This window comes from Parazoarcus sp. PS-13 R2A, assembly GCF_057621855.1.
The window spans coordinates 239,310-263,502 of record NZ_JBYEXN010000002.1; the positions used below are offsets into that span (position 1 = coordinate 239,310).

22 protein-coding genes are annotated in these 24,193 nt (G+C 65.6%); 9 read left to right on the forward strand and 13 right to left on the reverse strand.

Features of this window, described 5'->3' with window-relative positions; translation table 11 throughout:
- Positions 1 to 22 precede the first annotated feature (22 nt).
- On the reverse strand, positions 23 to 709 hold the full coding sequence (locus tag AC22G6_RS02970; RefSeq protein WP_487365555.1) for a glutathione S-transferase family protein: 687 nt from the start codon (positions 707 to 709) through the stop codon (positions 23 to 25).
- Between the two features lie 439 nt (positions 710 to 1,148).
- Here AC22G6_RS02970 and AC22G6_RS02975 point away from each other — a divergent pair, with 439 nt between their 5' ends.
- The 3 genes from AC22G6_RS02975 to AC22G6_RS02985 all read left to right on the forward strand — a co-directional run bounded on the left by AC22G6_RS02975 (position 1,149) and on the right by AC22G6_RS02985 (position 4,068).
- Complete coding sequence (locus tag AC22G6_RS02975) at positions 1,149 to 2,144, forward strand: TRAP transporter substrate-binding protein (protein WP_487365556.1); 996 nt, start codon at positions 1,149 to 1,151, stop codon at positions 2,142 to 2,144.
- Between the two features lie 101 nt (positions 2,145 to 2,245).
- The gene (locus tag AC22G6_RS02980; RefSeq protein WP_487365557.1) at positions 2,246 to 2,743 is read left to right on the forward strand and encodes a TRAP transporter small permease; all 498 of its coding nucleotides are present in this window, start codon (positions 2,246 to 2,248) and stop codon (positions 2,741 to 2,743) included.
- A 50-nt stretch (positions 2,744 to 2,793) separates the two neighbouring features.
- The gene (locus AC22G6_RS02985; RefSeq protein WP_487365558.1) at positions 2,794 to 4,068 is read left to right on the forward strand and encodes a TRAP transporter large permease; all 1,275 of its coding nucleotides are present in this window, start codon (positions 2,794 to 2,796) and stop codon (positions 4,066 to 4,068) included.
- Between the two features lie 11 nt (positions 4,069 to 4,079).
- Here the strand turns inward: AC22G6_RS02985 and AC22G6_RS02990 are convergent, their stop codons facing one another.
- From AC22G6_RS02990 to AC22G6_RS03005, 4 genes are read right to left on the reverse strand one after another with little or no spacing between them, the layout of a single operon-like run.
- Positions 4,080 to 4,724, reverse strand: a complete 645-nt coding sequence (locus AC22G6_RS02990) for a response regulator (RefSeq protein ID WP_487365559.1) — start codon at positions 4,722 to 4,724, stop codon at positions 4,080 to 4,082.
- Positions 4,721 to 6,124, reverse strand: coding sequence for a histidine kinase (locus tag AC22G6_RS02995; protein ID WP_487365560.1), 1,404 nt, complete (start codon positions 6,122 to 6,124; stop codon positions 4,721 to 4,723). The genes AC22G6_RS02990 and AC22G6_RS02995 overlap by 4 nt, the downstream gene beginning before the upstream one ends.
- A gap of 43 nt (positions 6,125 to 6,167) precedes the next feature.
- Positions 6,168 to 7,142 carry a quinoprotein relay system zinc metallohydrolase 1 gene (locus AC22G6_RS03000; RefSeq protein ID WP_487365561.1) on the reverse strand — a complete coding sequence of 325 codons (975 nt, stop codon included), beginning with the start codon at positions 7,140 to 7,142 and terminating at the stop codon, positions 6,168 to 6,170.
- The gene (locus AC22G6_RS03005; protein WP_487365562.1) at positions 7,139 to 7,921 is read right to left on the reverse strand and encodes a quinoprotein dehydrogenase-associated SoxYZ-like carrier; all 783 of its coding nucleotides are present in this window, start codon (positions 7,919 to 7,921) and stop codon (positions 7,139 to 7,141) included. Before AC22G6_RS03005 ends, AC22G6_RS03000 begins: the two co-directional genes overlap by 4 nt.
- A gap of 314 nt (positions 7,922 to 8,235) precedes the next feature.
- Here AC22G6_RS03005 and AC22G6_RS03010 point away from each other — a divergent pair, with 314 nt between their 5' ends.
- Together AC22G6_RS03010 and AC22G6_RS03015 are read left to right on the forward strand one after the other, a co-directional pair.
- Complete coding sequence (locus tag AC22G6_RS03010; RefSeq protein WP_108949134.1) at positions 8,236 to 10,035, forward strand: PQQ-dependent methanol/ethanol family dehydrogenase; 1,800 nt, start codon at positions 8,236 to 8,238, stop codon at positions 10,033 to 10,035.
- Between the two features lie 130 nt (positions 10,036 to 10,165).
- A complete protein-coding gene (locus AC22G6_RS03015) occupies positions 10,166 to 10,549 on the forward strand; it encodes a c-type cytochrome (protein ID WP_487365563.1) in 384 nt (127 codons plus the stop codon).
- Positions 10,550 to 10,665: 116 nt separating this feature from the next.
- Here AC22G6_RS03015 and AC22G6_RS03020 read toward each other — a convergent pair whose 3' ends face one another.
- On the reverse strand, positions 10,666 to 11,100 hold the full coding sequence (locus tag AC22G6_RS03020; RefSeq protein ID WP_487365564.1) for a CBS domain-containing protein: 435 nt from the start codon (positions 11,098 to 11,100) through the stop codon (positions 10,666 to 10,668).
- Between the two features lie 463 nt (positions 11,101 to 11,563).
- On the opposite strand from AC22G6_RS03020, the gene AC22G6_RS03025 reads away from it, so the two are divergent.
- Genes AC22G6_RS03025 through dctP form a run of 3 tightly spaced genes read left to right on the forward strand, consistent with a single transcriptional unit; the run spans position 11,564 to position 14,419 of the window.
- Complete coding sequence (locus AC22G6_RS03025) at positions 11,564 to 12,085, forward strand: TRAP transporter small permease (RefSeq protein ID WP_487365565.1); 522 nt, start codon at positions 11,564 to 11,566, stop codon at positions 12,083 to 12,085.
- 1 nt (position 12,086) lies between these two features.
- Entirely contained in the window at positions 12,087 to 13,406 is a 1,320-nt protein-coding gene (locus tag AC22G6_RS03030; RefSeq protein WP_487365566.1) for a TRAP transporter large permease, read from the forward strand.
- A 41-nt stretch (positions 13,407 to 13,447) separates the two neighbouring features.
- The gene (dctP, locus tag AC22G6_RS03035; protein WP_487365567.1) at positions 13,448 to 14,419 is read left to right on the forward strand and encodes a TRAP transporter substrate-binding protein DctP; all 972 of its coding nucleotides are present in this window, start codon (positions 13,448 to 13,450) and stop codon (positions 14,417 to 14,419) included.
- A gap of 18 nt (positions 14,420 to 14,437) precedes the next feature.
- On the opposite strand, the gene leuE is transcribed toward dctP, so the two are convergent.
- The 7 genes from leuE to AC22G6_RS03070 all read right to left on the reverse strand — a co-directional run bounded on the left by leuE (position 14,438) and on the right by AC22G6_RS03070 (position 22,651).
- Entirely contained in the window at positions 14,438 to 15,091 is a 654-nt protein-coding gene (leuE, locus tag AC22G6_RS03040; RefSeq protein WP_487365568.1) for a leucine efflux protein LeuE, read from the reverse strand.
- A gap of 124 nt (positions 15,092 to 15,215) precedes the next feature.
- Complete coding sequence (locus AC22G6_RS03045) at positions 15,216 to 16,109, reverse strand: radical SAM protein (protein ID WP_487365569.1); 894 nt, start codon at positions 16,107 to 16,109, stop codon at positions 15,216 to 15,218.
- Positions 16,110 to 16,234: 125 nt separating this feature from the next.
- Positions 16,235 to 16,906 carry a LutC/YkgG family protein gene (locus AC22G6_RS03050; RefSeq protein WP_487365570.1) on the reverse strand — a complete coding sequence of 224 codons (672 nt, stop codon included), beginning with the start codon at positions 16,904 to 16,906 and terminating at the stop codon, positions 16,235 to 16,237.
- Positions 16,907 to 18,385, reverse strand: coding sequence for a LutB/LldF family L-lactate oxidation iron-sulfur protein (locus AC22G6_RS03055; protein WP_487365571.1), 1,479 nt, complete (start codon positions 18,383 to 18,385; stop codon positions 16,907 to 16,909). It abuts the gene before it with no gap.
- Positions 18,382 to 19,221, reverse strand: a complete 840-nt coding sequence (locus AC22G6_RS03060; RefSeq protein ID WP_487365572.1) for a (Fe-S)-binding protein — start codon at positions 19,219 to 19,221, stop codon at positions 18,382 to 18,384. The genes AC22G6_RS03055 and AC22G6_RS03060 overlap by 4 nt, the downstream gene beginning before the upstream one ends.
- Before the next feature lie 101 nt (positions 19,222 to 19,322).
- Positions 19,323 to 21,410, reverse strand: coding sequence for a M1 family metallopeptidase (locus tag AC22G6_RS03065; RefSeq protein WP_487365573.1), 2,088 nt, complete (start codon positions 21,408 to 21,410; stop codon positions 19,323 to 19,325).
- On the reverse strand, positions 21,407 to 22,651 hold the full coding sequence (locus AC22G6_RS03070) for a ChaN family lipoprotein (RefSeq protein ID WP_487365574.1): 1,245 nt from the start codon (positions 22,649 to 22,651) through the stop codon (positions 21,407 to 21,409). The genes AC22G6_RS03065 and AC22G6_RS03070 overlap by 4 nt, the downstream gene beginning before the upstream one ends.
- A 156-nt stretch (positions 22,652 to 22,807) precedes the next feature.
- Between AC22G6_RS03070 and chrA the strand changes: the two genes are divergently transcribed.
- Complete coding sequence (gene chrA, locus AC22G6_RS03075; protein WP_487365575.1) at positions 22,808 to 24,175, forward strand: chromate efflux transporter; 1,368 nt, start codon at positions 22,808 to 22,810, stop codon at positions 24,173 to 24,175.
- Positions 24,176 to 24,193: the final 18 nt, after the last annotated feature.

Sequence of the window (24,193 nt, forward strand, 5' to 3'; positions counted from 1 at the left end):
TCGCCCCGCAAGCGCAAAGTGATCAGCCCTGCAGCCGCGCGTTCTGCGGGAACATCGCCTTGTTGGCCTCGTCGTCCATCTCGGCCTTGAACGTGAAGCGCGACTTGAGCGCTTCGGCGCGCTGTGCCGCCGGACGTGCATTGATCTCGTCGAGCAGGCGCTTGACGTTGGGCAGCGCGTTCCACGCCTCCTCACCCAGCACGAAGGGGGCGACGCGCGCCCAGCCCCACAGTGCCATGTCGACCAGGGTGTAGTCGTCGCCCAGCATGTAGCGGCGGGTCGCGAGGTGCTCGTTCACGATATGCCAGTGACGCGATGCTTCGAAGTCGTAGCGGTTCACCGCGTAGGGATGCTCGCCCGGCGCGTAGTGCTTGAAATGCACGGCCTGGCCGCTGAAGGGGCCGATGCCGCTGGCGACGAACATCAGCCAGGAGTTCATCTGACCGCGTGCCGCGGGCGTGTCCGCCGGGAGGAACTTGCCCGTCTTCTGTGCGAGATACAGGAGGATTGCATTGCTGTCGAACACCACGGCCTCGCCATCGACGATCACCGGGACCTTGGCGTTGGGGTTGAGGGCCTTGAATGCGGCGTCGTGCTGTTCGCCCTTGCGGGTGTCGACCGGCAACACTTCGTAATCGAGTCCGGCCTCTTCAAGGAAAAGGGCAACCTTCAACGGGTTGGGGGCGGGGGAGTAGTAGAAGCTGATCATGTTGTCTTCCTGTGAGGTAAAGGGCGGTGGCCGTTTGCGGCTCTGCTTCGCCCGCGACGCCAAGGCCATCGCGGAGCTGGGGGCCCATTATGCGTGATGCGCCAGCGGGAGGTGATCGATGAGGAGAATGCTGCGGGCGCAGGAACAGGGCGGCGGGCCGGGTGTGGCCCACGCAGACCGGTGCGCTGTGTGCGAGGTCTGCCGCGACAGTCTGTGCTCGGTGCGGCGGAAAATGTCGATTGCATTTCCGGCTCGGCTCCGATGGTGCGCCCGGGGGCGTGGCGTACAGGCCTGTTTTTCAATGCGTTCTTGAAGCGAGGTCTTGAGCGGCGTAGCATTGCCGGCTTCGTGCGGCGAAGGGGGCTGATCCTCTTCGCATTGCCGCCGTATTTTTGCTGATCTGATCGGCATGTTTTCAGAAATTCCCCGGAGATATTCGATGCGCAAACCCTGGCTTGCCCCCATTTTTGCAGCCTTTACCGCCATCGCCGGTGTCGGCGCCGCAGCGCCCGCAGCGCCCGCAGCAGCGGAAACCACCCTCAAGATGGCGTATGCGCTGTCGGCCAGTTCGCACTACGGTGCGGGTGGCGAAGCGTTCTCGAAGTCACTCGAGACGTCCAGCAAGGGCAAGTTCAAGGTGCAGCAGTTCGCCAACAGTGCACTCGGTGGCGAGCGCGAAGTCATCGAAGGCCTGCAGCTCGGTACGATCGACGCGGCCATCCTGTCGACCGGCGCGACGCTCAACTTCGTGCCGCAGACCGGCGTGTTCGACATCCCCTTCCTGATGCGCGACCTCGCGCACGCACGCAAGGTGCTCGACGGCAAGATCGGCCAGGACATGCTGTCCGAATTCTCGAAGCGCGGTCTGGTTGCACTGGCCTGGGGTGAGCAGGGCTTCCGTCACCTCACCAACAGCAAGCGCCCGGTGGCCAGCGCGGCCGATGCCAAGGGCCTGAAGATCCGCACTACCGAAAACCAGATCCACATTCTCGCGTTCCGCCAGATCGGCATCCTGCCGACGCCGATGGCCTGGCCGGAAGTGGCCACTGCGCTGCAGCAGGGCACCATCGACGGTCAGGAAAACCCGCTGTCGGTCATCACCTCGGCCAAGCTGTCGCAGCTGCAGAAGCACCTGTCGCTGACCGGCCACGTCTATGCGCCGACGGTGATCGTGGTTTCGCCGACGGTCTACGAAGGTCTGTCGGACGCCGACAAGCAGCAGTTCCTCGAAGCCGCCAGGAAGGCTTCGCAGGCCATGCGCGACTTCGTCGACAACGTCGAGAAGACCGGTGTGGAGCAGCTCAAGGCCGAAGGCATGGAAATCGTGACCAAGGTTGATCGCAAGTCCTTCGAGGATGCGATGGCGCCGGTGTACCCCGAGTACTACAAGAAATTCGACAAGGCGCTGATCGAGTCGATCAGGAACACCCGCTGAGTCCCGTGCGGCAAACGCATGCTGCCGGCCCTCGCGGGCCCGCCGCATGCCCCGTGCATCTGTCGGCCTGAGGGCCGACATTGTTTTTTCCGGGCAGCAAAATGACTTTGATTCGTCGTCTGGACCGCATCCTGTTCAAGAGCGTGTCCATCCTCGCCCAGCTGTTTCTGGTCGCTGCGGTTGCAGCCGGCTTCTGGCAGGTCATCGCGCGCTTCGTGCTCGAAGCGCCGGCAGACTGGAGCGAGGTGCTCACCCGCGCGCTGCTGATCTGGACCGTCCTGCTTGGCGTCGCGCTGGCCTTTCGCCAGGGCATGATGCTCGGGGTGGAGTTGCTGCGCAATCTGCTCGGCACGTTCTACCGGCGCTGGCTCGACCTGCTGGTGAGCCTGATCTGCGCCGGATTCCTCGGCTTCCTTGCCTGGATTGGCGGTCAGATGACCTGGCGGGTGCGCTTTCAGACCGTGCCCAGTCTCGACATTTCAATTTCCTGGGTCTACGTCGCCATCCCGATTGGCGCCGCGCTGGCCGCGATCGCCGTCCTGGCCCGGCTCGGCGACAGCGCCGAGACCCCGGCCCTGCGTAACGACGCTCAGGGCTGACACCCGCCCGACCCGATCCACCTTTTCACGAACAATGCGGTAGCCCCACCATGTCCCAGTTGATGATTGTCTCGATGCTCGTGTTCTTCGGCCTGACGGTGCCGATTGCGGTGTCGATCGGCCTGGGGGCCATGGCGGGCGTGAGTGCGGCAAACCTGCCCTCGCTGGTGGTGGCGCAGCAGCTCTATGCCGCGCTCGACAAGTATCCGCTGGTCGCGATTCCCTTCTTCATTCTGGCCGGCAACCTGATGGAGGCCGGCGGCATCTCCGAACGCATGGTCGAGTTCGCCAAGAGCTTGGTTGGCGGCGTGCAGGGCGGGCTGGCGATGGCCTGTGTCCTCACCTGCATGATCTTCGCCGCGGTCGCGGGCTCCAGCGTCGCCACCACGTTTGCGGTCGGCGCGATCCTGATTCCGGCCATGGTGCGCCACGGCTACCCTGCGCCCTTTGCCGCCTCGCTGCAGGCGACCGCGGCCGAGCTGGGCGTGATCATTCCGCCCTCGATTCCGATGATCCTGTTTGCGGTTTCCACCGACACCTCCACCGGCGAGCTGTTCATTGCCGGTGTGGTGCCGGGCATCCTGATCGCTGGTGCGCTGATGGCCTACGTGTGGCTGTACGCCCGCCGCAATGGTCTGGGGCTCGAAGACGGCGAGGGCCGTCTCGCACTGTGGCCGGCGTTCAAGCGCGCGTGGCTGGCCCTGCTGATGCCGGCCATCATTCTGGGCGGCATCTACGGCGGCATCTTCACCCCGACCGAGGCGTCGGTGGTTGCGGTGGTGTACGCGGTGGTGGTGGGCATGCTGATCTACCGGCGCATCAGCTTTTCCACGCTGTCCGCCACCCTGCATCGCTCGGTGGTGTCGACCGCGACCATCATGTTCATCATCGCCAATGCGGGCGTGTTCGGCTTTCTGCTCAACCGCGCTGGCGTGCCGGATGCGCTCGGCCAGTGGCTGGCGCAGGTCTTCAGCGACAAGGTCAGCTTTCTGCTGGGCGTGAATGCGGCGCTGTTCGTGATCGGCATGTTCATCGAGACGTCGGCCTCGATCGTCGTGCTGGCGCCGCTGCTGCTGCCGGTGGCAGTGGCCTTTGGCATCGATCCGGTGCACTTCGGCATCATCATGGTGATCAACCTGGCACTGGGCATGATCACCCCGCCGTTCGGGGTGAACCTGTTCGCTGCCGGCTCCATTGCCAGGGTACCGCTGGAGCGCCTGATCCGCCCCCTGCTGCCCTTTGTCGGCACGGTCGTCGCCTGCCTGCTGCTGATCACTTATGTGCCGCAGCTGAGCCTGGCCCTGCGCGACCTGGTCTACCGCTGAGGCGCTTCCGCTCAGGCTTCCACCAGGCCTGAGCGCACCGCGATCAGTGCCAGCTCTGCGGCGTTTGCGGCGTTGAGCTTCTGCTTGATGTGATACAGGTGGGTGCCTACGGTGCTGGCGCTGAGCTTGAGCGTGCTGGCGACTTCGGTCACTGAGTGCCCGCGGGCGAGCTGCAGGAACACGCTGAATTCCTTGCCCGTCAGCGTGTCCGCCGGGTCGCTGCTGTTGCCCAGGCAGGCGAGCGCGAGGCGTGGCGCGAGATCGGCGTCGATATAGCGCTGACCGCCCGCCACCGCAGCGATTGCCCTGATCAGCTCGGCCGGATCAGCGCGCTTGGAGAGATAGCCCGTGGCGCCGGCCTGCAGGGCACGCGACGGAATCTGGGTGTCCTCGTGCGCCGACAGCATCAGTACCCGGGCATCGCGGTCATGGGCGAGCAGGCGTTCGAGCGCGGCGAGCCCGCCCATGCCGGGCATCGATACATCCATTACCAGGGCGTCGGGCCGGTGTTCGGCATGCAGGGTCAGTGCGGTTTCGCCGCTGTTGGCTTCGGCGACGACGGTGGCGCCGGCGCCTTCGATCAGCAGGCGGAAGCCCATGCGGACGATGGCGTGATCGTCGGCGAGCAGGATGCGCAGTCCGTTCAGCGATGTCATGTCGTGGTCTCCGTGGGGGTGTGCAGGGGCAGGGTGGCGCAAACGCTCAGCCCGCCCCGGGGCGCGGGCTCGAAGCGCAGTTCGCCGCCGAGTGCCAGCGTGCGTTCCTGCATGCCGGTCAGGCCGTAACGCGGGCGGTCGTCAGTGCAGGGCGCACCGAGGCCGCAGCCGTTGTCGGTGATGCGCAGCTCGATGCTGCTGTCCGCGCAGTGCAGCGCGACCTCGACCTGGCTGGCGCCGGCGTGGCGTACCACGTTGGTCAGCCCCTCCTGCAGCAGGCGCTGCACCGTGAGCTGCAGCGCATCGTCGACTTCGCGCCCCGGCGTCTCGGTGCTGCACTTGAGGCGGATGTCGGGATGCAGCGTGGACCATTGTTCGCACAGGGTCTTCACTGCCTCATCGACGCCGCCGTGGCCGAGACTGGGCGGGCGCAGGCGCTGCAGGATTGCGCGCACCCCGTCATGCATCTGACCCGCCATGGAAACGATGGCCTGAGCGCTGCCATGGATGCCGGGCTGGTCGGCGCTGCGCTGCTGAATCGCGCCTGCGATGGCGCGCACGGCGGTGATGCCCTGCGCGAGTTCATCATGCAGCTCGCGCGCGATGGCTCGGCGATCCTCTTCCAGATGGCTTTGCAGCGCGCGTGCGAAACGCTGGTCCGCTTCGAGCCGGGTGTTGTTGGCCAGGCTGTGGTCGAGCCGTTCGGCCAGCAGGTTGTAGCTGTGCGCCAGGCGATCGAGCTCGGGCACACCATCCACGGCAAGGCGGCGGTCGAAATGACCTGCCGCGCCCCGTGCGAACGCGTCGTCAATCTCCCGCAGCGGCTGCAGCGCACGGTTGAGTGCAGCGTGACTGCCGACCCAGGCCAGCAGGAGCAGGGCCAGGCACCAGCCCGACAGGGCGCGGAGGTCGTCCCATGCGTCGAGCACCGAGCGCGACGGGTCGGGGATCAGGCTCAGCTGCAGGTCTCCGGTGGCGAAATGGCGCAGCGGCAACTGGGGCGTGAGGCGTGCGGCAAACCATTCCGGGGCGCTTCGCCCGGCCTTGTAGGTGGGGCCGGGCGAGCGATAGACGAGTTCGCCGCTGGTCGTGTTCGCCTCGATCACATGGGCGCGGATGCGGCCGATTTCGTGCAGGGCGGACACCAGATGGGTTTCGGCCTGCAGCGGGTCGCGCCGGGTTTCGGCGACCAGCACGCTGAGCCACTGAGCTGTGACGCGATTGGCCGCCTCGGTTTCCTCATGGATGGTATTGCGGGCTTCACTCGTCCACACGGCCGCGCCTGCCATCAGTGCAAGCGCGAGCAGAACGGTGATGATCAGGCTGAGGCGCGCATGCAGGCTGAGGCGGATACCGCCCCGCTGCGGTTGCTGGGGTGTGCTGCCGGTGTCGGTCTTCATCGCGGATGCGTCTCCGTCGTCGACATTCGGTGCTCAGGGCGAATCATTTGCGGCTGCCTCGGCTCAGCGCGGCCTGCTCCGCCGCCGGGTACAGATGGGTCACCGAGCGCAGGTATTCGCGCGATACCTCGGCAAGGCCGGAGAACTCGGCCGGTACCGGCCGTGCCAGCATCTCGGTCATGTCCAGCCCTTGTTCGGCGCCCTCACGGATGGACTGCTGCAGCCACTGCAGGTAGCGGCGGGTCTGCTCGATGGGCGCCTTGTCGGTGGCAGGGTCGCCGTGTCCGGGGACGATGTGGCGGAAGTCGATCTGCTGCAGCTGATCCAGGGCCTTCAGCCACTGGTCGATGCTGGCATGTGGCGTAGTGGGTGCACGGCCGTTGAACACCAGATCGGAGGCGAACAGGGTGCCGCTGGCGATGTCGAGCACGGCAAGGTCGGCCGGGGTGTGGCCGCTCAAGGCAATGAGTTCGAGTGTGCGCCCGCCGGCGTCGATCCGGCCCGCAGCGAGCGCGGCGTGCGGTGCGGCGATCTCGGTTTCGAGCATCCAGTCGCCGTTGAGGCGGTACATGTTGTCGAGAAAGGCCGGGCCTTCGTCGCTGATCCCCAGCAAGGTCACCGGGGTGGCCGACAGCGTGTCGGGAGGGAAGGCCTGATTGCCGAGGAAATGGTCCGGATGATGGTGGGTGTTGATCACCTTCACGATCGGCAAGGGGCTGATGCGGGCGATGGCGTCGCGCAGCTGCTCGCCGTAGCGCTTTGACGAGCCGGTGTCGATCACGGTGATGCCGCTGGGGCCGACGATGAAGCCGGTGTTCACGATGTTGCCGCCATTGTCGAAGGAGAAGTCCTCCTTGAGGCCGACCAGCACGTAGACCCCGTCGGCAATCTTCTGCGGTGCGAGTTCGTAGTCGAAGGCTGCGGCGAGCGTGGCGGGAGAGAACAGCACGGCATGCAGGCCGAGCGCGATGGCCGCGATCAGCTTCGGGACACGGGGCGCGATGTGCCGGCTGCTCATTGCGCTACCTCTGCGTCGATGCGGTTGCCGTTGTTGTCGCGTCCGCTCACCTTCAGTGCGCCGGTGCCGAGGACGCCGGGCGGGATGTCGATGGTGAACAGCGGATTCTCGGCAACGGGTTCGGCCGGACGGATCATCATCAGCTGCTCGCCTCCGGCCAGCAGCACGCCCAGTTCATCGATGTGAAACACCGGAATGCCCGGGGCCAGTCCGGTATCCATCGGATGGATCACCTGCAGCCGCAGCCGCGTGCCGCCATCGATGCGTGGCCACAGGCGTGCGCTGACCTCGTTCAGGCGCTGTTCCCACTCCGGCGATCCGGCGCCGGTCGAGGGCAGGGTGCAGCCGCCTCCGGTGGTATTGACCCAGGTGCCGCCGACATGCCAGACGCCATCCGCCGTGCGCGCCGCAGCGCGAACCGGGGTCGATTGCTGCAGCTTGAGGCGGAAGCCGAGGACGCTGCGTGCCTGTCCGGGTTCAAAGCTGAGCGCCTTCACGATGGGGTTGAAGTCGGCGAAGACGAGCACTTCCTCGACCCCGGCGAGCGCGCTGGCATCGACCTTGACCGGCACGTTCATGGCGTCCTCTGCGGTGGCGGGCGCGGACACCTTCACGCGCTCATCGAAGACGACCCGTTCGTCGCGGAAGAACTCGCGCTTCATGTCGCCCCAGCGCGAGGAACCGAGCGGGTCCTGCGCGGGGCTTTCAGCTGCTGCGGACGCAAGCGGCGCCAGGGCGAATGCCAGGGCCGCGCCGGCGATCAGTGTGATCAGACGCATTGTGTCTCCTCTGATGCGCGGTTCGTGCCGCGCCATTCTTGCGCGTCTACATGCAATGCCTGTGCCAGTCGCCTTGGTCTGCAGGCCCGGCGCGGGACTCGCACGCTTCACAGGTGTTCCATGTGTTGTTTCGTGTTCCATTTTGGAGCACTTGCCTTGATTTGATACAGGCACTGGCGCCGGGTGGAACCGGCGCGCCAGTGCTTGCGGGATGGCATGACGCTTGCAGACGGGGAGGGCAGGAGGTCTGCGGTGTCTGCACGATCCGCAGGAGCTTGCCTGAGACAAATACCGAGAGACCAAGGAGGAAAACGATGAGTACAAGATCAAGGATGTCTGCCGCACCACGCCGGCTGAGCGTCATTGCCGGCGCGCTGCTGGTGCTGGGGGCGACGCAGGCCACCGCGAAAGAAGTCACCAATGACGACATCGTCAACGACGCCACGATCACCACCCAGGTGGTCACTCACGGTCTGGGTACCAAGGGTCAGCGCTACAGCCCGCTGACGCAGGTCAATACGGAGACGGTGAAGGATCTCGTTCCGGCCTGGTCGTTTTCCTTCGGTGGCGAGAAGCAGCGCGGTCAGCAATCCCAGCCCCTCATCTTCGACGGCAAGATGTACGTAACGGCTTCCTACAGCCGTCTGTTTGCGCTCGATGCCAAGACCGGCGAGAAGCTGTGGAAGTACGAGGCCCGTCTGCCCGACGGCATCATGCCGTGCTGTGACGTGATCAACCGCGGTGCCGCGATCTACGACAACCTGGTGATCTTCGGCACGCTCGATGCCAAGCTCGTGGCGCTGGACAAGGACACCGGCAAGGTGGTGTGGCGCGAGACGATCGAGGACTACAAGGCGGGCTACTCCTTTACCGCTGCGCCGCAGATCGTCAAGGGCATGGTCATCACCGGCAACTCGGGCGGCGAGTTCGGCGTCGTCGGCCGCGTTGATGCGCGCGATGCCAAGACCGGCAAGCTGATCTGGACCCGACCGACGGTCGAAGGTCACATGGGGCAGAAGTTCGACAAGGACGGCAAGCCGAGCGACAACGGCATCTCCGGCAAGACCAACGCAACCTGGCCCGGCGATCTGTGGAAGACCGGCGGCGCGGCACCCTGGCAGGCGGCCTACTATGATCCGGATACCGACCTGATCTACATCGGCACCGGCAACCCCTCACCGTGGAACAGCTGGCTGCGTCCGGGCGACAACCTGTATTCGTCCTCCACGATCGCGATCAATCCCGATACCGGCAAGATCGTGTGGCACTTCCAGGGTACGCCGCATGACGGCTGGGACTTCGACGGGGTGAACGAATTCATCTCCTTCGAATACAACGATCCGAAGACCGGCAAGATGGTGAAGGCTGGTGGCAAGGCCGACCGGAACGGCTTCTTCCTCGTCAATGACCGCACCAACGGCAAGCTGATCAATGCCTTCCCCTTCGTGAGCCGCATCGACTGGGCAAAGGGTTACGACCTCAAGACCGGCCGTCCGATGTACAACGACGACAAGCGTCCGGGCAACCCCTTCACCGAAGGGGGGGGCGATGGTCAGAAGGGTGAGGTGGTGTTCGCCGCACCGTCCTTCCTCGGTGGCAAGAACCAGATGCCGATGGCTTTCAGCCCGAAGACCGGTCTCTTCTACGTGCCGGCCAACGAGTGGGGCATGGACATCTGGAACGAGCCCGTGTCGTACAAGCGCGGTGCAGCCTATCTGGGCGCCGGTTTTACCATCAAGCCGCTGTACGAGGACTACATCGGCTCGCTGCGCGCAGTCGATCCGGTGTCCGGAAAGATCGTGTGGGAGGTCAAGAACAGCGCACCGCTGTGGGGTGGCGTGATGACCACCGCCGGCAACCTCGTGTTCTACGGTACGCCGGAGGGTTACCTGAAGGCGATCAACGCCACGACGGGTGAGGAAGTGTGGCAGTTCCAGACCGGTTCCGGCGTGATCGCGCCCCCGGTGACCTGGGAAGAGAATGGCGAGCAGTACATCGCTGTCGTTTCCGGCTGGGGCGGTGCGGTGCCGCTGTGGGGGGGCGATGTTGCCCGCCGCATCAACACGCTCGAGCAGGGTGGCTCGGTGTGGGTGTTCAAGCTGCACAAGTCCTGATGTGAATGCTGCCCGGTCCGCATGACCGGGCAGCACGCGGGCGGTGGCGGCTTCCGTGCCCTGGCGCGGGTGGTTCGTGCGCCGTCTCCGCCCCGGAACAACCAGCATTCATCCAGAAGGAGCTTTTAACGTGATTTCCATTCGATCATTTGCAGGTGTTGCAGTGTTCGCCCTTGCTGCCAGTTCGCACGCAGCTGACCCGATGGCCGACGCCGAGATGACGAAGCTCGCCTCCGCAAGCGGATGCCTGACCTGTCACAGCATCGAATCGGGCAAGCCGGGGCCGAACGGTTTGGCGCCCATCGGGCCGGCGTGGCAGGACGTGGGCAAGCAGTACGCAGGCAAGCCCGGCGCAGGCGAGTTCCTGACCCGTATCGTGCTTGAGGGCTCCAGCCCCTACAGCAGCCACTGGAAGGGCAAGGTCAGCGGATTGTCGATGCCGCCAAATGCGGTTGCGATCACTGAAGGCAATGCACGCCGTCTCGTCGACTGGATTCTGGCCCTGGGAAGGTAGGCCATGGCCGGGTGCAGGCGACGCGGATGATCGCGATGTGTGCCTGCCGGCTGATCCGTTTCCGGAAATGAAGCAGAACGCGCCCTGTCCCCGTTGCGGAAACAGGGCGTCTTTACTTACAGAATGACGGTGATCTCTTCCCGTCGGATGAGTTCGGCGCCAAAGGCCTCGGCCTCGAGGCCGAGCGCGTCGCGCGCGGTCACGACGCCGGTCGGCCGCCCGCTTGCGTTCACCACCGGTACATGGCGGAAACCGCCCTCGAACATCATGTGCAGGGCGTGACCGAAGGGACGGTCTTCGGTGATGACCTGGGGATTGTGCGTGAGCACTGCGCCAACCGGCGTGAGGTCGGCGTCGATGCCGGTGGCCAGCACGCGAAAGGTGGCGTCGCGCTCGGTGAAGATGCCGGTCAGGATGCCATGCTCGGTGACGAGTGCAGCGCTCTCGTTGTGCTGAAGCATCAGGCGGGTGACCTCCCGCACGGGCATGTCAAATGGTACGCAGACGAATTTGCGGTCGTTAAGGACGTGGTGGATAGGGCGGCTCGGCATGATCTGTCTCCTTTACTTTTTGTAGGGCATTCAAAGATCTGCTCGTCACTGCACCGGCCCCCTCAGGCATGCTGCGAAAGCCATGCAAACGCCGTAGAAGCGCGTTCGGAACTGCCGGTTCATGTGTGACTGCGCCGTTACAGTCAAGCGTCAATCATGCCAGCTTCAACGCGTGACGAAGGAAAACGTCAAGGCCTTGTTTTGCAATGGAATAGACCTTTGTGCTATGCAGCATGCGTGTGATCAGGTCGCGGAAACGTGATCCTTTAGGGTGCATGCGGGTGTTCCCTGCACCCCCGTGGTGCGGCGCTATCGCCATGATTTGATTGTGGTTTTACGCTGGCGGCGGAGTGCTGCGCGGCGTCGCACGGTTTGTGGGCGAGTCGCGATGAATGCGCGTGGACATGAAGATTTACTGCTGATATGTTGATGCCTAAATCAATTTTACGGCAGGTGCCAACGTATGACTGCTCAGCATCCACAGCCCGCCTTCCGCTCCCCCGCAAACCGCGCCTATCACGCCCTGATGTCGGGCTGTGGACTGGTGTCGGCGCTGCTCTTCGGTGCAATGGGGCTGCTCGTCTGCGCCGACGTGTTCATGCGCAATCTCGGCCTTGGTTCGCTGACATGGAGTGTCGAGGTCACCGAGTACATGCTCATGCTTGCCACCTTCATCGCAGCCCCCTGGCTGCTCTACGTGGGTGACCACATCCGCATCGACATTCTGCTGCGGGCCTCGTCTGCCGTCGGTCGCTGGTGGCTCGAACTGCTGACCGATACGTTTGGATTGCTCATCAGTGCGGTGCTTGCGTGGCAGTGCGTCGTGGTGGCGCTCGATTCCGCACAGCAGGGCGGCATGGTGTTCAAGGTCCTGATCTTTCCCGAGTGGTGGCTGAACCTGCCCATGGGGTTCGCCTTCATCCTGCTGACGGTTGAATTCGCACGCCGGCTGCATGCGGCGACGCGTCGCCGCGGAGGGCGCTGAGATGGAATGGCAGGCAGCACTTGCCCTGATGCTGGGCACCCTGTTTGCGCTGATGCTGATCGGTGTGCCGGTTGCATTCGGCTTTCTCGGCGTCAATCTGCTCGGCGCCTGGATCTTCCTCGGCGGCGAGGCAGGACTCGGGCAACTGGTGCGCAACTCGGTAGGCTCGATCAGCAGTTTCTCGCTCACCCCGATCCCGCTCTTCGTGCTGATGGGCGAGGTGCTGTTCCATACCGGCCTCGCCTACCGGGCGATCGAGGCCATCGAACGTCTGATCACCCGCCTGCCCGGACGCCTGTCGGTCGTGGCGGTGCTGGGCGGCACGACCTTCGCGTCCCTGTCCGGTTCGACCATCGCCAATACGGCAATGATGGGCGGTACGCTGCTGCCCGAGATGCTGCGACGCGGCTATCACCCGACGCTCGCCATGGGGCCGATCATGGCCGTGGGCGGCATTGCGATGCTGATTCCGCCCTCGGCGCTGGCGGTGATGCTGGGCAGTCTGGCCGGCATCTCCATCGGCCAGTTGCTGATCGGCGGCATCCTGCCCGGCCTGGTGATGTCGATCGGCTTTCTCGGCTACGTGATTCTGCGCTGCCGCGCTCACCCCGAGCTGGCACCGGTCGACGCACAGGACGCGCCGGACATTGCCGGCTGGGCGCGCTGGTGGCCCTTTCTGCGCGATGTCGTGCCCTTGCTCGGCATCTTTGTTGCCGTGGTCGGCAGCATGCTGGCGGGCTGGGCATCGCCGACGGAATCGGCGGCAATCGGCGCGCTGGCGTCGGTGGTGGCGACCATGGCCTATCGTGCCCTGACGCTGCCGGCACTGTTCAAGGCGCTGATGGAAACGGCACGCATCTCGGTCATCATCCTGTTCGTGCTCGTGGCCTCGACCACCTTCTCGCAGCTGCTCAGCTTCTCCGGCGCGACGTCGGGCCTGCTCGGGCTGATCACCGAACTCGAGCTGTCGCCGGTGATGCTGGTCGTCGGCATGCTGCTCCTGCTGCTGGTCCTGGGCTGCGTCATCGATCAGGTCAGCATGATGATGATCACGCTGCCCTTTTTCATGCCCCTGGCCTCTGCGGCTGGCATCGACCCCGTCTGGCTCGGGGTGATGATGCTGATCGCGATGGAGATGGGGCTGCTTACGCCGCCCTTCGGCCTGCTGCTGATGGTGATGCAGAGCGTTGCCCCGGCTCACATCCGCCTGCCGCAGATCTATGCGGCAGCGACCCCTTTCCTTGTGATCGAGTTGATCGTCCTCGGCCTCATCTTCACCGTGCCGTGGCTGGCTGTCGGCCTGCCACGGCTGATGAGCTGAGCGTTACCCATCCGACTGAACCAACCCCACGGAGATCTACCATGCAGAGAAAATACGGAATACTCACCGCCAGTGTGCTGCTCTCGCTGCTCGCCACCTCCGCACAGGCGGCGGAAATCACGCTCAAGGCGGTCAGCGCCTTTGGCAAGGACACCTTCTTCTCGCAGCGCTTCAACGCCTTCGTCGACAAGGTGAACGCTGAGGGCAAGGGCATCATGCAGATCCGGGTGGTGGGCGGTCCAGAGTCCATGCCGCCGTTCGAGGTGGGCAACGCAGTGCGTGCCGGGGTGGTGGACCTCGCCAACAGCACGGGGGTGTTCCACGCCAATCTCGTGCCCGAGGCGCTGGCAATGACGCTGGCCGAAAAGCCGATGTCGGAGATCCGTGCCAACGGTGGTTACGCGCTGCTCGACGGCATTCATCGCCAGAAGGCGAACATGGTCTGGCTGGCGCGGGTGTCGGACGGGCTTGATTACCACATCTACACCACGAAGAAGCCGAGCGGTAGCGACTTCTCCGGCTTCAAGCTGCGCAGCGTGCCGGTCTATCGTGCCTTCTTCCAGGCGGTCGGTGCCGCGCCGCTGCAGGTGCCGCCGGGCGAGGTCTATACCGCGCTCGAGCGCGGGGTGGTTGATGGTTACGGCTGGCCTTCGATCGGGATGTTCGATCTCGGCTGGCAGGAGAAAACCAAGTATCGCGTGGAGCCCGGTTTCTACAACGTCGAAGTCAGTTTCTTCATGAACCAGAGCACCTGGAAGAAGCTCGACGCGGCCCAGCGTGCCTTCCTTGAGAAGCAGCTGGCGTGGGCCGAAGCCCAGAACGAAAAGGATCTGGCGACCGCGACCGAGGAGAAGGCAAAGCAGGCCAAGGCCGGCATCGAGACCTACGCGCTTCCGGAAGCGCAGGTCAATCTCTTCCGTGCCAAGGCCTACGAGGCAGGATGGGCCGGCATCGAGCAGGCCAGCCCGCAGAATGCGGCAAAGCTCAAAGCCCTGTTCAGCAACGGTCGCTGAACCGCTTGCGCGCCACGCTCATCCCAGCGTGGCGTTGGCCAGTTTGAGACCGAAACCGATGAACAGTCCGCCGACGCTGCCGGTTGCGGTAGCGGCAAGGCGGCGCCGGCGGCGGAACTGCCGCGCCAGATGCACGCCGCCGAAGATCAGTGCCGACAGGTACAGCGCGCTGCAGATCTGCACGATGATGCCGAGAATGATGAAGGACAGGCCCGGCCAGGCGTAGCCCGGGTCGACGAACTGGATGAAGAAGGAAACGAAGAACAGGATCGCCTTCGGGTTCATCAGGCTGATCATCAGCGCGGTGCGGAAGGGGCTGGATGCGTTGGTGACGGGCGGCGTGGTTTCGCCGGATTCTTCGCCGCGCTGCTTCCAGCTTGAAAACGAACTGCGCAGCAGGCTCAGGCCGAGCCAGGCGAGGTAGCCCGCACCGGCATACTTGATGACCAGAAAAAGCTCGGGCGTCGCCCGCAGCAGGGAGGCCGCGCCGGTCGTGGCGAGAATCATCAGGATCATGTCACCGACAAAAATGCCACAGGCGCCGCGGTAGCCTGCAGCCACGCCAAGGCGGGAGGCAACCGACATCACATAGAGCGAGTTCGGCCCCGGCAGCAACACGATGAAAATGGTGCCGAGGATGAAGGTCGTCAGGTCGGTGATGCCGTAGAACATGGAAGGCTCCTGCCACTAAATCGCACTGCGATCAGACACTTGGGTGCGTGCGCGAACCCGCGATCTTATCAAGCATAGACCGTGTCGTGGGGGTTTGTGATCCCGATTTGGGTAAGCCAGCAGATCAGAGTCCGCGTGCCCAGGCCGGACGCAGGCGGGCATGTTCCGGGTCGGCGAGGGCGGCGCGGACCTGCGCCAGCAGACGGTCCTTTTCCGCGCCCAGCGTGCCCTTCAGCACCAGCCAGTTACTGGCATGGTCGGAGCGGAACACCGTGCGGCGCAGTTCAAGCTGCGACAGGAAGCGCTCCATCTCGGCGATCAGCCCGTGCTGGTCCAGCGGCTCCCACTCGGGGAAGTCGGCACGGAAGCGCGCTTCGCCGGTGGGGAAGCTCACCACCAGCGTGGCCAGATACTCGGGCTGGGTGGCGTTGGCGAGGCGTGCGGAATTGTCGGCATGCTGCTCACTGAACACCTGGCCGCCGAGGCCGTTGAGGATCATCACCGAGCGCGTGATGCCAGCCGCGCCGAGCTTGTCCAGCGCTTCGCAGGTGGAGTCGAAGGTCTCGCCCTTGTTGACCCGCGCCAGCACCACGTCGTCGCCCGATTCTGCTCCCAGATAGGCCAGCGAGAGCCCGGCCTCGCGCAGCGCGCGCAGTTCCTCGACGGTTTTCCTTGCCAGGTTGCGGGCCAGGCAGTAGCTCGACACCCGGCGCACGGCAGGCATCTCGCGCCGGATGGTCTCAAGAATGTTCAGCAGGCGCCGGGTCGGCAGCACCAGTGCATCACCGTCGGCGAGAAAGATGCGCCGGATGCGGTCGCCGTAGCGCGCACCCGTCTGGCGGATGCTCTCCAGCACTTCGTCCTCGCTGCGCGCACGAAACGCCTTCTGCGGTGCGGTGTACATCTCGCAGAAGGTGCATTTGTTCCACGAGCAGCCGTCGGTAACCGGCAGGATCAGGGAGTCGGCTTCGCTCGGCGGACGAAAGACGGGTTCGACGTAACGGATTGGGATGCTCATGGGGGTGGGCCAATGATTTGTCGGCGCACATTCTCGCCGCGGGGACGATGCCGGTTCAAGAACGGTGCTCAGGAAAACCGGCTCCGGTGTCCCGCGAGCCGGTCAGGCCCGCGGGGCGGGGGAAGTCAGGCGTCTTCGAGAATCAGCACGATCAGCTCTTTCGGGCCATGGGCGCCGTAGGCCAGCGTCTGTTGGATATCCGCCGTCTTGGATGGGCCGGACACCAGCAGGGCGTTGGTGGGCAGGCCTGCTGCCCAGGACTGGGCCTGCAGCACGGTGTACAGATTGTCGTAGACCTCGCTCGCCTTGAGCAGGGCGATGTGCAGGGGCGGCACCAGGCTCATGAGCCGCGGCTCGGCCGTGGTCGGCCACATGATCAGGCTGCCGGTGGCGGCAATGCCGCCGAGCGTGCCGGTGAGACTGGCCGGGGTATTGAAGAAGAGCTCGTCCTTCCATTCCTCCACCGGGCGGTCGTAGGCCTTGAGCCGGATTGCCTTGGCCTGATCCGCAAGGTGGCTGGCGAACTGTTGGCCATGCGGGGTGTCGGGCGAGATCAGCAATTCGTCGATGCCCCGTGCGGTCAGCGCTTCGACGACCCGCGCAGGCCAGTCGGTGGTGGTGGTCAGCTGCGTTTCGCCATGCACGGCTTCGAGCAGTTCACGCAGGCGCGGAATGCGTTGTTCGGGCGCATAGGTCCACGGTTCGGTGAGCAGGGCTTCGTCGTAGTCGTCGGCGAGCGGCGTGGTGCCGGCGAGGCTGTGCCCGAGTTTGGCGAGGATGCGTTCCTTGGCGCTCATTCAGTCTTCTCCCAGATGGTCGCGGGCCAGTTCGTGCAGGCTGCGCGGGGCGGCCTTCGGGGCGCTGTGGTGCTCGGTCCAGGGGCCGAGCTTGGGCGGGGTCAGCGCGCTCAGGCGGGTGGCTGCCAGGTTGAAGACGCGATACAGCCGGGGCGAGGTGTTGAGCAGGCGCCAGCCCTTCCACGCCATACCCTCGGCGCGCGAATACTTGCTGCCCTGACCGCGCATGTGTTGCGGGCTGGCGTCGGGCGCTCGGACGTTTTCTTCGCGCAGGCGGCGCAGGATGGCCGGAATCGGAATCCTGACCGGACACACTTCACCGCAGGCGCCGCACAGCGAGGATGCGCTGGGCAGGTCCTTGGTCTCTTCCAGCCCAAGCATGTGCGGGGTGATGATCTTGCCGATTGGGCCGGGATACACCGTGCCGTAGGCATGGCCGCCGATACGGGTATAGACCGGACAGTGGTTCATGCAGGCGCCGCAGCGGATGCAGTTCAGGGTCTGGCGCAGCTCGCTGTCGGCGAAGGCCTGGCTGCGGCCGTTGTCGAGCAGCACCAGGTGCACTTCCTGTGGGCCGTCGAGCTCTTCCGCCTTGCGCGGGCCGGAGATCACGTTCACATAGGTGGTGATCGGCTGTCCGGTGGCGGAGCGGGTGAGCAGCGACAGCAGCGGCACCACGTCGCGCAGGTTCTCCACCACCTTCTCGATGCCGGTGACCGCAATATGGACCGGCGGCACCGTGGTCGACATGCGGCCGTTGCCCTCGTTTTCCACCAGCAGCAGCGAGCCGGTTTCGGCGATGGCAAAGTTCACCCCCGATACGCCGATATCGGCTTCGAAGAACTTGCGCCGCAGGGTCTCGCGTCCGATCTGGATGAGTCTGTCGACGTCCTCGGTGTAATCGACTTCGAGCTTGTCGTGAAACAGCGAGGCCACCTGGCCGGCGTTGAGGTGAATGGCCGGCATGATGATGTGCGAGGGTTTTTCCTTGCCGAGCTGGACGATGAACTCGCCCATGTCGGACTCCAGGCAATCGACGCCGTGGCCCTCGAGGTAATGGTTCATCTCCATTTCCTCGCTCACCATCGACTTGCCCTTGATCACCTGCTTTGCTTCATGCGCGCTGACGATCTCATGCACGATCGCATTGGCCTCGTCGACGGTCTCCGCCCAGTGCACCTTGACGCCGTTGCGGGTCAGGTTGGTTTCGAGGCGCTCGAGCAGTTCGGGCAGTTTCGACAGCGCACGTGCGCGCACGTGGTTGCCGAAGGTGCGCAGGCGTTCGAGCTCGTCGCCGTCGGGAAACTGTGCCGCGCGCTTGGCCATCAGGAAATCCATCGCGCCACGGAAGTTCTTGCGCAGCTGCTTGTCGTGCACTGCGTCGTGCGCACGCTGCTTGAAGGTCATCGGAATGGCGGGTGCGTGCGCAGCCGCTGTCGCAGTCGGGGTGGTGGCCTGGCTGGGGGCGGGTGCGTTCATGACTGGGCTCCCGTGGTCTTGCCGCCGGAGCGGCGCAGCAGGAAGCTGGCAAGGTGCTCGCCGCGCAGGCGGTCGTACTGTTTCTCGAACGCGCCATTGATGTTGAGCAGACAGCCGCAGTCGGCGCTGACCACCTCGGCCGCGCCGGAACCTTTCAGGGCTGCGGTCTTGTCGCGCACCATCGCGCCCGAGATGTCCGGCATGCGCACGCTGAAAGTACCGCCGAAACCGCAGCACTCGCTCTCGTGGTCGTGATCAACACGTTCGACCTGCTCAAGCTGCGCGAGCAGGGCGCGACCGTGCAGGTGTGTACCCATTTCGCGCCGTGCCGAGCATGAGGTGTGCAGCGCCACCTTGACCGGTTCGCCGCTGTCCTCGAAGCGGACCTTGCACACTTCCAGCAGGAACTCGGCCAGCTCGTAGGTGCGTCCGGCAAGTGACTCCACCTGCTTCAGGGTGTCGGGCTCTGCGGCGAAGAGTTCCGGATAGTGATGGCAGAACATCCCCGCGCACGACCCTGACGGGATGACCACCGGCCAGTCGCGCGCAAAGAGCTTGAGCTGGGCGCGGGCCACCTCACGTGCGTCATCGGTGTAGCCGGAGGTGTAGGCGGGCTGTCCGCAACAGGTCTGCCCTTGGGGGAAATGCACGCGGATGCCTTCGCGTTCGAGCAGGTGAATCGCATCCATGCCCGCATCCGGGTAGAACAGGTCGAGCACGCAGGTGCCGAACAGATAGACGTCGGTCGGTTTCTGCGCCGGGTAGCTTCGCGGCGCGGGTGGCGGCGGGGCGACGCGGGTGGCGTTATCGCTGGCGCCTGGGTTGTGCTGGCTCATGGGCTGCTGTCTCCATCCTGTTTTGAAGATTGTAGACGGACAAGGCTCACTGCATAGTGTGGTTCTCCCTGTGTGCCTGCCAGCGTGAGTCGTGTCGGGGCTCAGTTGCCGGTTCGAACCGGGATCTCCATCCCCGATGCAGGCCACACCCCCTGTTCGATTGCGCGCCGACCATCGAAGACCAGCCAGCTGCGGGCGCCGTAATGCGGCAGCGGGCGCAGCAAGTCGCGCAGCGCATCGGTGTCTGCGACCGAAACGATGGCCAGCGGCGCATGCGCCTGGTCTGCAGTGGTCCACACTTGCGCACTGCCGCGCACTCCCAGCTGGTCAGGGCGGGGCGGCAGGCCGGCGGTGGCAAGTGCCGTGTCGACGGCGGCATGGCGCCCGATCAGCAGCACGGGGGTCGAGCCGGTCTTCAGGTCTGCAATGGATGTACGCCGGGCAGGGTTCTCGAACACCGCATCTGCCAGCGCCTGCGCCGATGCCGTGAAGTCTGATGCATCCGGTCCGCCCTGGTCGTCGGCGATGACCAGGCGCGGGGAACGGGCGCTGATCCACTGGCGCAGGATGGGCGGCAACTGGTTCGCCGACAGCACCCGCCACAGTCGCAGCTCGGGGTCGAGTGCGACCCGCTCAGGCAGCGCCGGAAGTTCGAGCGTCAGGCGCTGCCGGCGCTGATCGAGACTGACCCTGCGTGTTTCATGATGATCGGCATAGCTCAGGCTGAGCGGCACCTCGAGCGCATAGGCGGGGGACGACTGACTGAGTTCGAGCGTAAGCCGGACGCTGCGCCCGTGCTGTGTCGCGCTGGCCTTGTCGAGGGTGAGCGCGGGCCCGCCGGGGCGCGTGAGCCACTGCTCGAAGAAGGTCGCTAGTGATCGCCCCGAGGCGGTCTCGAAGCTGCTGCGGAGCGCGTCCCAGTCTGCCACCCTGAAGCGGTGCTGGGTCCAGAACAGCTGGATGCCACGCTTGAAGGCCTCTTCGCCGATGAGGTCGCGCAGCATCAGGAACAGCATCGCCGACTTGCCGTAGCCCACCACTGCGGCCGCGCCATGCGTGCGGGAGCGAAACGAGGCCAGCGTGGGCTGGTCCGCTGCGGGGGTGGCGGCGAAGTCGCGCAACCAGCCCATGCGCATTGCGCTCGCGGCAGCAGCCGATTCCTCTTCCTTGTAGGCATGATCGGCCATGAAGGTGGTGAGGCCTTCGGACCAGTTGCCGCGCTGATAATCGACGAACACGCCGTTGCCCCACCAGTTGTGCAGGACCTCGTGGCCGAGCGATGTGGCGCGGATGAAGGGCAGCTTCAGCACCTGCGCGCCGATGTAGGTGAGCGTGGGCATGCCGAAGCCGGTGGGCAGGGGGCTTGCGACGACCGAAAAGCTGTCGAAGGGATAGGGGCCGATGGCTTCGCTGTAGCGCTCGATGTAGCGCCGGGTATCGTCCAGGTAGGCAGCCGGCAGGCCTTCGACGGCGTCGAGGTCGGCGGGAAAGTAGGTGCGCAGCCGCAGCAGGCCGGCGTCCGTGCGCGGCACCTGCTGCTCCCTGATTCGCCAGGGGCCGGCCATCAGGTCGATGCCGTCGGCGGGGTGAGGGAACTCGAAACTTGCACGGTAAGTGGCGTCGTCCGCCTGCGGCTGTGTTTCGGCGATCAGGCGCCCTGCCACGAGCGCACGCTGTGTGGCGGGCACGGTGAGCTCGACCCGGTAGGTGAACATGGCGCCGGGGTGCGGGTACCAGCCGCTGCCGGCGGGCAGGAAGCTGCCGGCAGCCGAGGCGGCAGGCATCAGGCGCTGAAGGACGTCGCGGTGATCGAGCCGGGCGTCGAGCGCCGGCAGGGTGCCGCCATAGTGCAGCTGCAGGGTTCCGCTGGCCGGCAGGACGACGCGCCAGCTGCGGATCTCGCCCCGGCGGCCGCCCGGCTGGACGCGAAGCGGACGGCCGTCGACACTGGCCGAGGTGACGCTGAGCGACTGATGCAGCGCGAAGATGAAGTCTGCCGACTGCGGCCGGACTTCGGCTACGGCGTCAAAGGCACGGGTGTCGGGGTCGAGGCTCAGCTTCAGGGCGATCGAGGGCAGCCGGTCATCGGCCGCTGCGCTGGCGACGCCTGAGTGCAGCATGACGAGCGCGAGCAACATGGCCCGGAGCCACTCCCCCGTGCGCAGCACGCAGGCGAGCGCTGCGCTCATGACTTCGCCGGAAACCGCACGATCAGCTCAAGGGTTTCACTGCCGCGCTTCACCGTCATCGGCAGCCAGGTGCCGGCAGGCTGCGTGCGAATGGTGGCGATCAGTCCGCCCACCGTTGGCGTCTTCTCGCCCGCGGCTTCGATGATGATGTCACTGACGGCGAAGCCCGAACGCTCGGCGAGACTGGCCGGCGATACCGTGGCAACCCGCACGCCATCGCGATGGGCCTCCAGTCCGACACCGAGGCGGGGCGGGGGCGGGGCGTCGAGCGCCTGTTCGGGAATGGCGAATACCGCGTCGGCGAGGCCGCCGGGAATGTCGGCGCACGGGGTCGAGGCAGCGATCGGCAGCAGCGTGCCGATGCTGTCGATGCCGAGATCCCGCAGCTGGTGGGGCACGCCGTGTCCGCCGCGGATGTGTCCGCCCCCCATGATGCCGACCACAAGGGGTTTGCTGCCGCCGTCGGCGGTGGCGCGTGAGCGGCTCGCCAGCGCCTCTGCCATCGCGCGGTCCCATACCTGCTGCGCCTCGACGAAGTCGCGGAAGGCAGGATCGTTGCGGCCGGCTGCGCCACGACCGCCGGCTGCACCATGCCCGCGCATGTGGCTACGCATGTCGGCGTGTGCCTTGTGCACCTCGAACAGCTCATCCACATACGCGGACGGGGCCGCAGCCGCCCGGCCAACGCCCTCGCGTTTCGATTCCGGCACGGACGCCCAGCCGCCGGCAGAGGTGTCGCGGATCAGTTGCGGCTCGACGTTGAGCGCAAGCATCGGGATACGGTTGAGGCGCGCGAACTGGAACAGCGGCATGTAGAGTTCTGCCGGCATTCGCCAGATCGTGTCCCATGAGGTGAGCTCCAGAAAGCGTGCTTCGCTCAGGCTGCCCCCGACCCACTGATCCAGCACCGCTTGCAGGCGGCGCGGGAACATCTCGAATCCGATCACCATGTCCGGGCGCTGGGCGTGCAGGGCGGCGAGAGTCTGCAGCTGCCAGCGGTGGTGGTCGGCGTTGTCGTGCTGCTCGCCGAGCAGGACCACATCCCGCAGTGCCATCGAGGCCACGGTTGCGGGGCCGGGCGTGGCGCGGATGCCGCTGGCCTGGGGGGTGGCCCAGGTGGCCGGTCCGATGCAGCCGGGCGCGCGCTCACCGACGGGGGCGGCGGGCGCTGCCGCAACCGTGGGGACGCCGCTGATGGCAGCGCATGCGAGCAGGAGCGTGCAGAGTGCTTGATTGCGCATGAGGAAGACGCCGTGGAGGAAAGTGGGTAGAGCCTCTGGCGGGCGGCGAGTTCCTGCCCGGTGTTGCGCGCGCGCTCATGCCGCGGTCCTGAAACGCTATTGATTGAAGCCTGTGCACGCTAAGCTCGCCGCCTCTCAGTGATTTGTCGAGCGATGATGTCCGATCGTGCTTCCGCGGCTGTGCCGGTACCTGATTGCGAGCCGCCCGCCAGCGTCAGCCTGGGTGAGGCCTTCCTGTTCTGGCTCAGGCTCGGCTTCATCAGCTTTGGTGGTCCCGCCGGGCAGATCTCGATCATGCACGCCGAGCTGGTCGAGCGCCGGCGCTGGATCAGCGAGAAGCGCTTCCTGCATGCGCTCAACTACTGCATGCTGCTGCCCGGTCCCGAGGCCCAGCAGCTGGCGACCTACATCGGCTGGCTGCTGCACCGGACCTGGGGCGGGGTCATGGCCGGCGCGCTGTTCGTGCTGCCCTCATTGTTCATCCTGATTGCGTTGTCCTGGATCTACATCGCGTTTGGCAATGTGCCGCTGGTGGCCGGCCTGTTTTACGGCATCAAGCCTGCCGTGACCGCGATCGTGCTGCAGGCTGCGCACCGCATCGGTTCGCGCGCGCTGAAGAACTCGGCCTTGTGGGGAATCGCGGGGGCGTCCTTCGTCGCCATCTTTGCCTTGCATCTGCCGTTTCCCGCCATTGTGGCTGGCGCGGCGCTGGCGGGCTTCATCGGCGGGCGCATTGCCCCGGCCCGGTTCAGCGCAGGTGGCGGGCATGCAGGCGCGGCAAGCCCGGCCACCGCTGCCCTGATCGGCGATGACACGCCGACACCCGCGCACGCCCGCTTCAGCTGGCGCCGGCTGGCGATGGTGCTCACCTGTGGCGCCTTGCTGTGGGTGGTGCCGATGGGGCTGCTGACGGCGTCCTTCGGCTGGAATGACACGCTCACGCAGATGGGCTGGTTCTTCACCAAGGCGGCCCTGCTGACCTTCGGCGGCGCGTATGCGGTGCTGCCCTATGTGTATCAGGGGGCGGTCGGGCACTACGGCTGGCTGAGTCCGACGCAGATGATCGACGGCCTTGCCCTGGGCGAAACCACGCCCGGTCCGCTGATCATGGTGGTCGCCTTCGTCGGCTTCGTCGGCGGCTACGTCGCTGAGCTGTTCGGCCCCGAAACGCGCTTTCTGGCGGGCGCCGTGGCCGCGGCGCTGGTGACCTGGTTCACCTTCCTGCCCTCCTTTCTCTTCATCCTGGCGGGCGGGCCGCTGGTGGAATCGACCCATGACGACCTGAAGTTCACCGCGCCGCTCACCGCGATTACCGCAGCGGTCGTGGGGGTGATCCTGAACCTGGCGCTCTTTTTCGGCTATCACGTGCTGTGGCCGGCCGGCTTCGAGGGCGCGTTCGACTGGCCCTCGGCGCTGATTGCGCTTATCGCTGCGCTGGCACTTTTCCGCTTCAGGATGAACGTGATCCACGTCATTGCGGGCTGTGCGCTGCTGGGGCTCGCTGCCAGATCCATGATCGGCTGAGCTCGCGTTGAGGTTGAA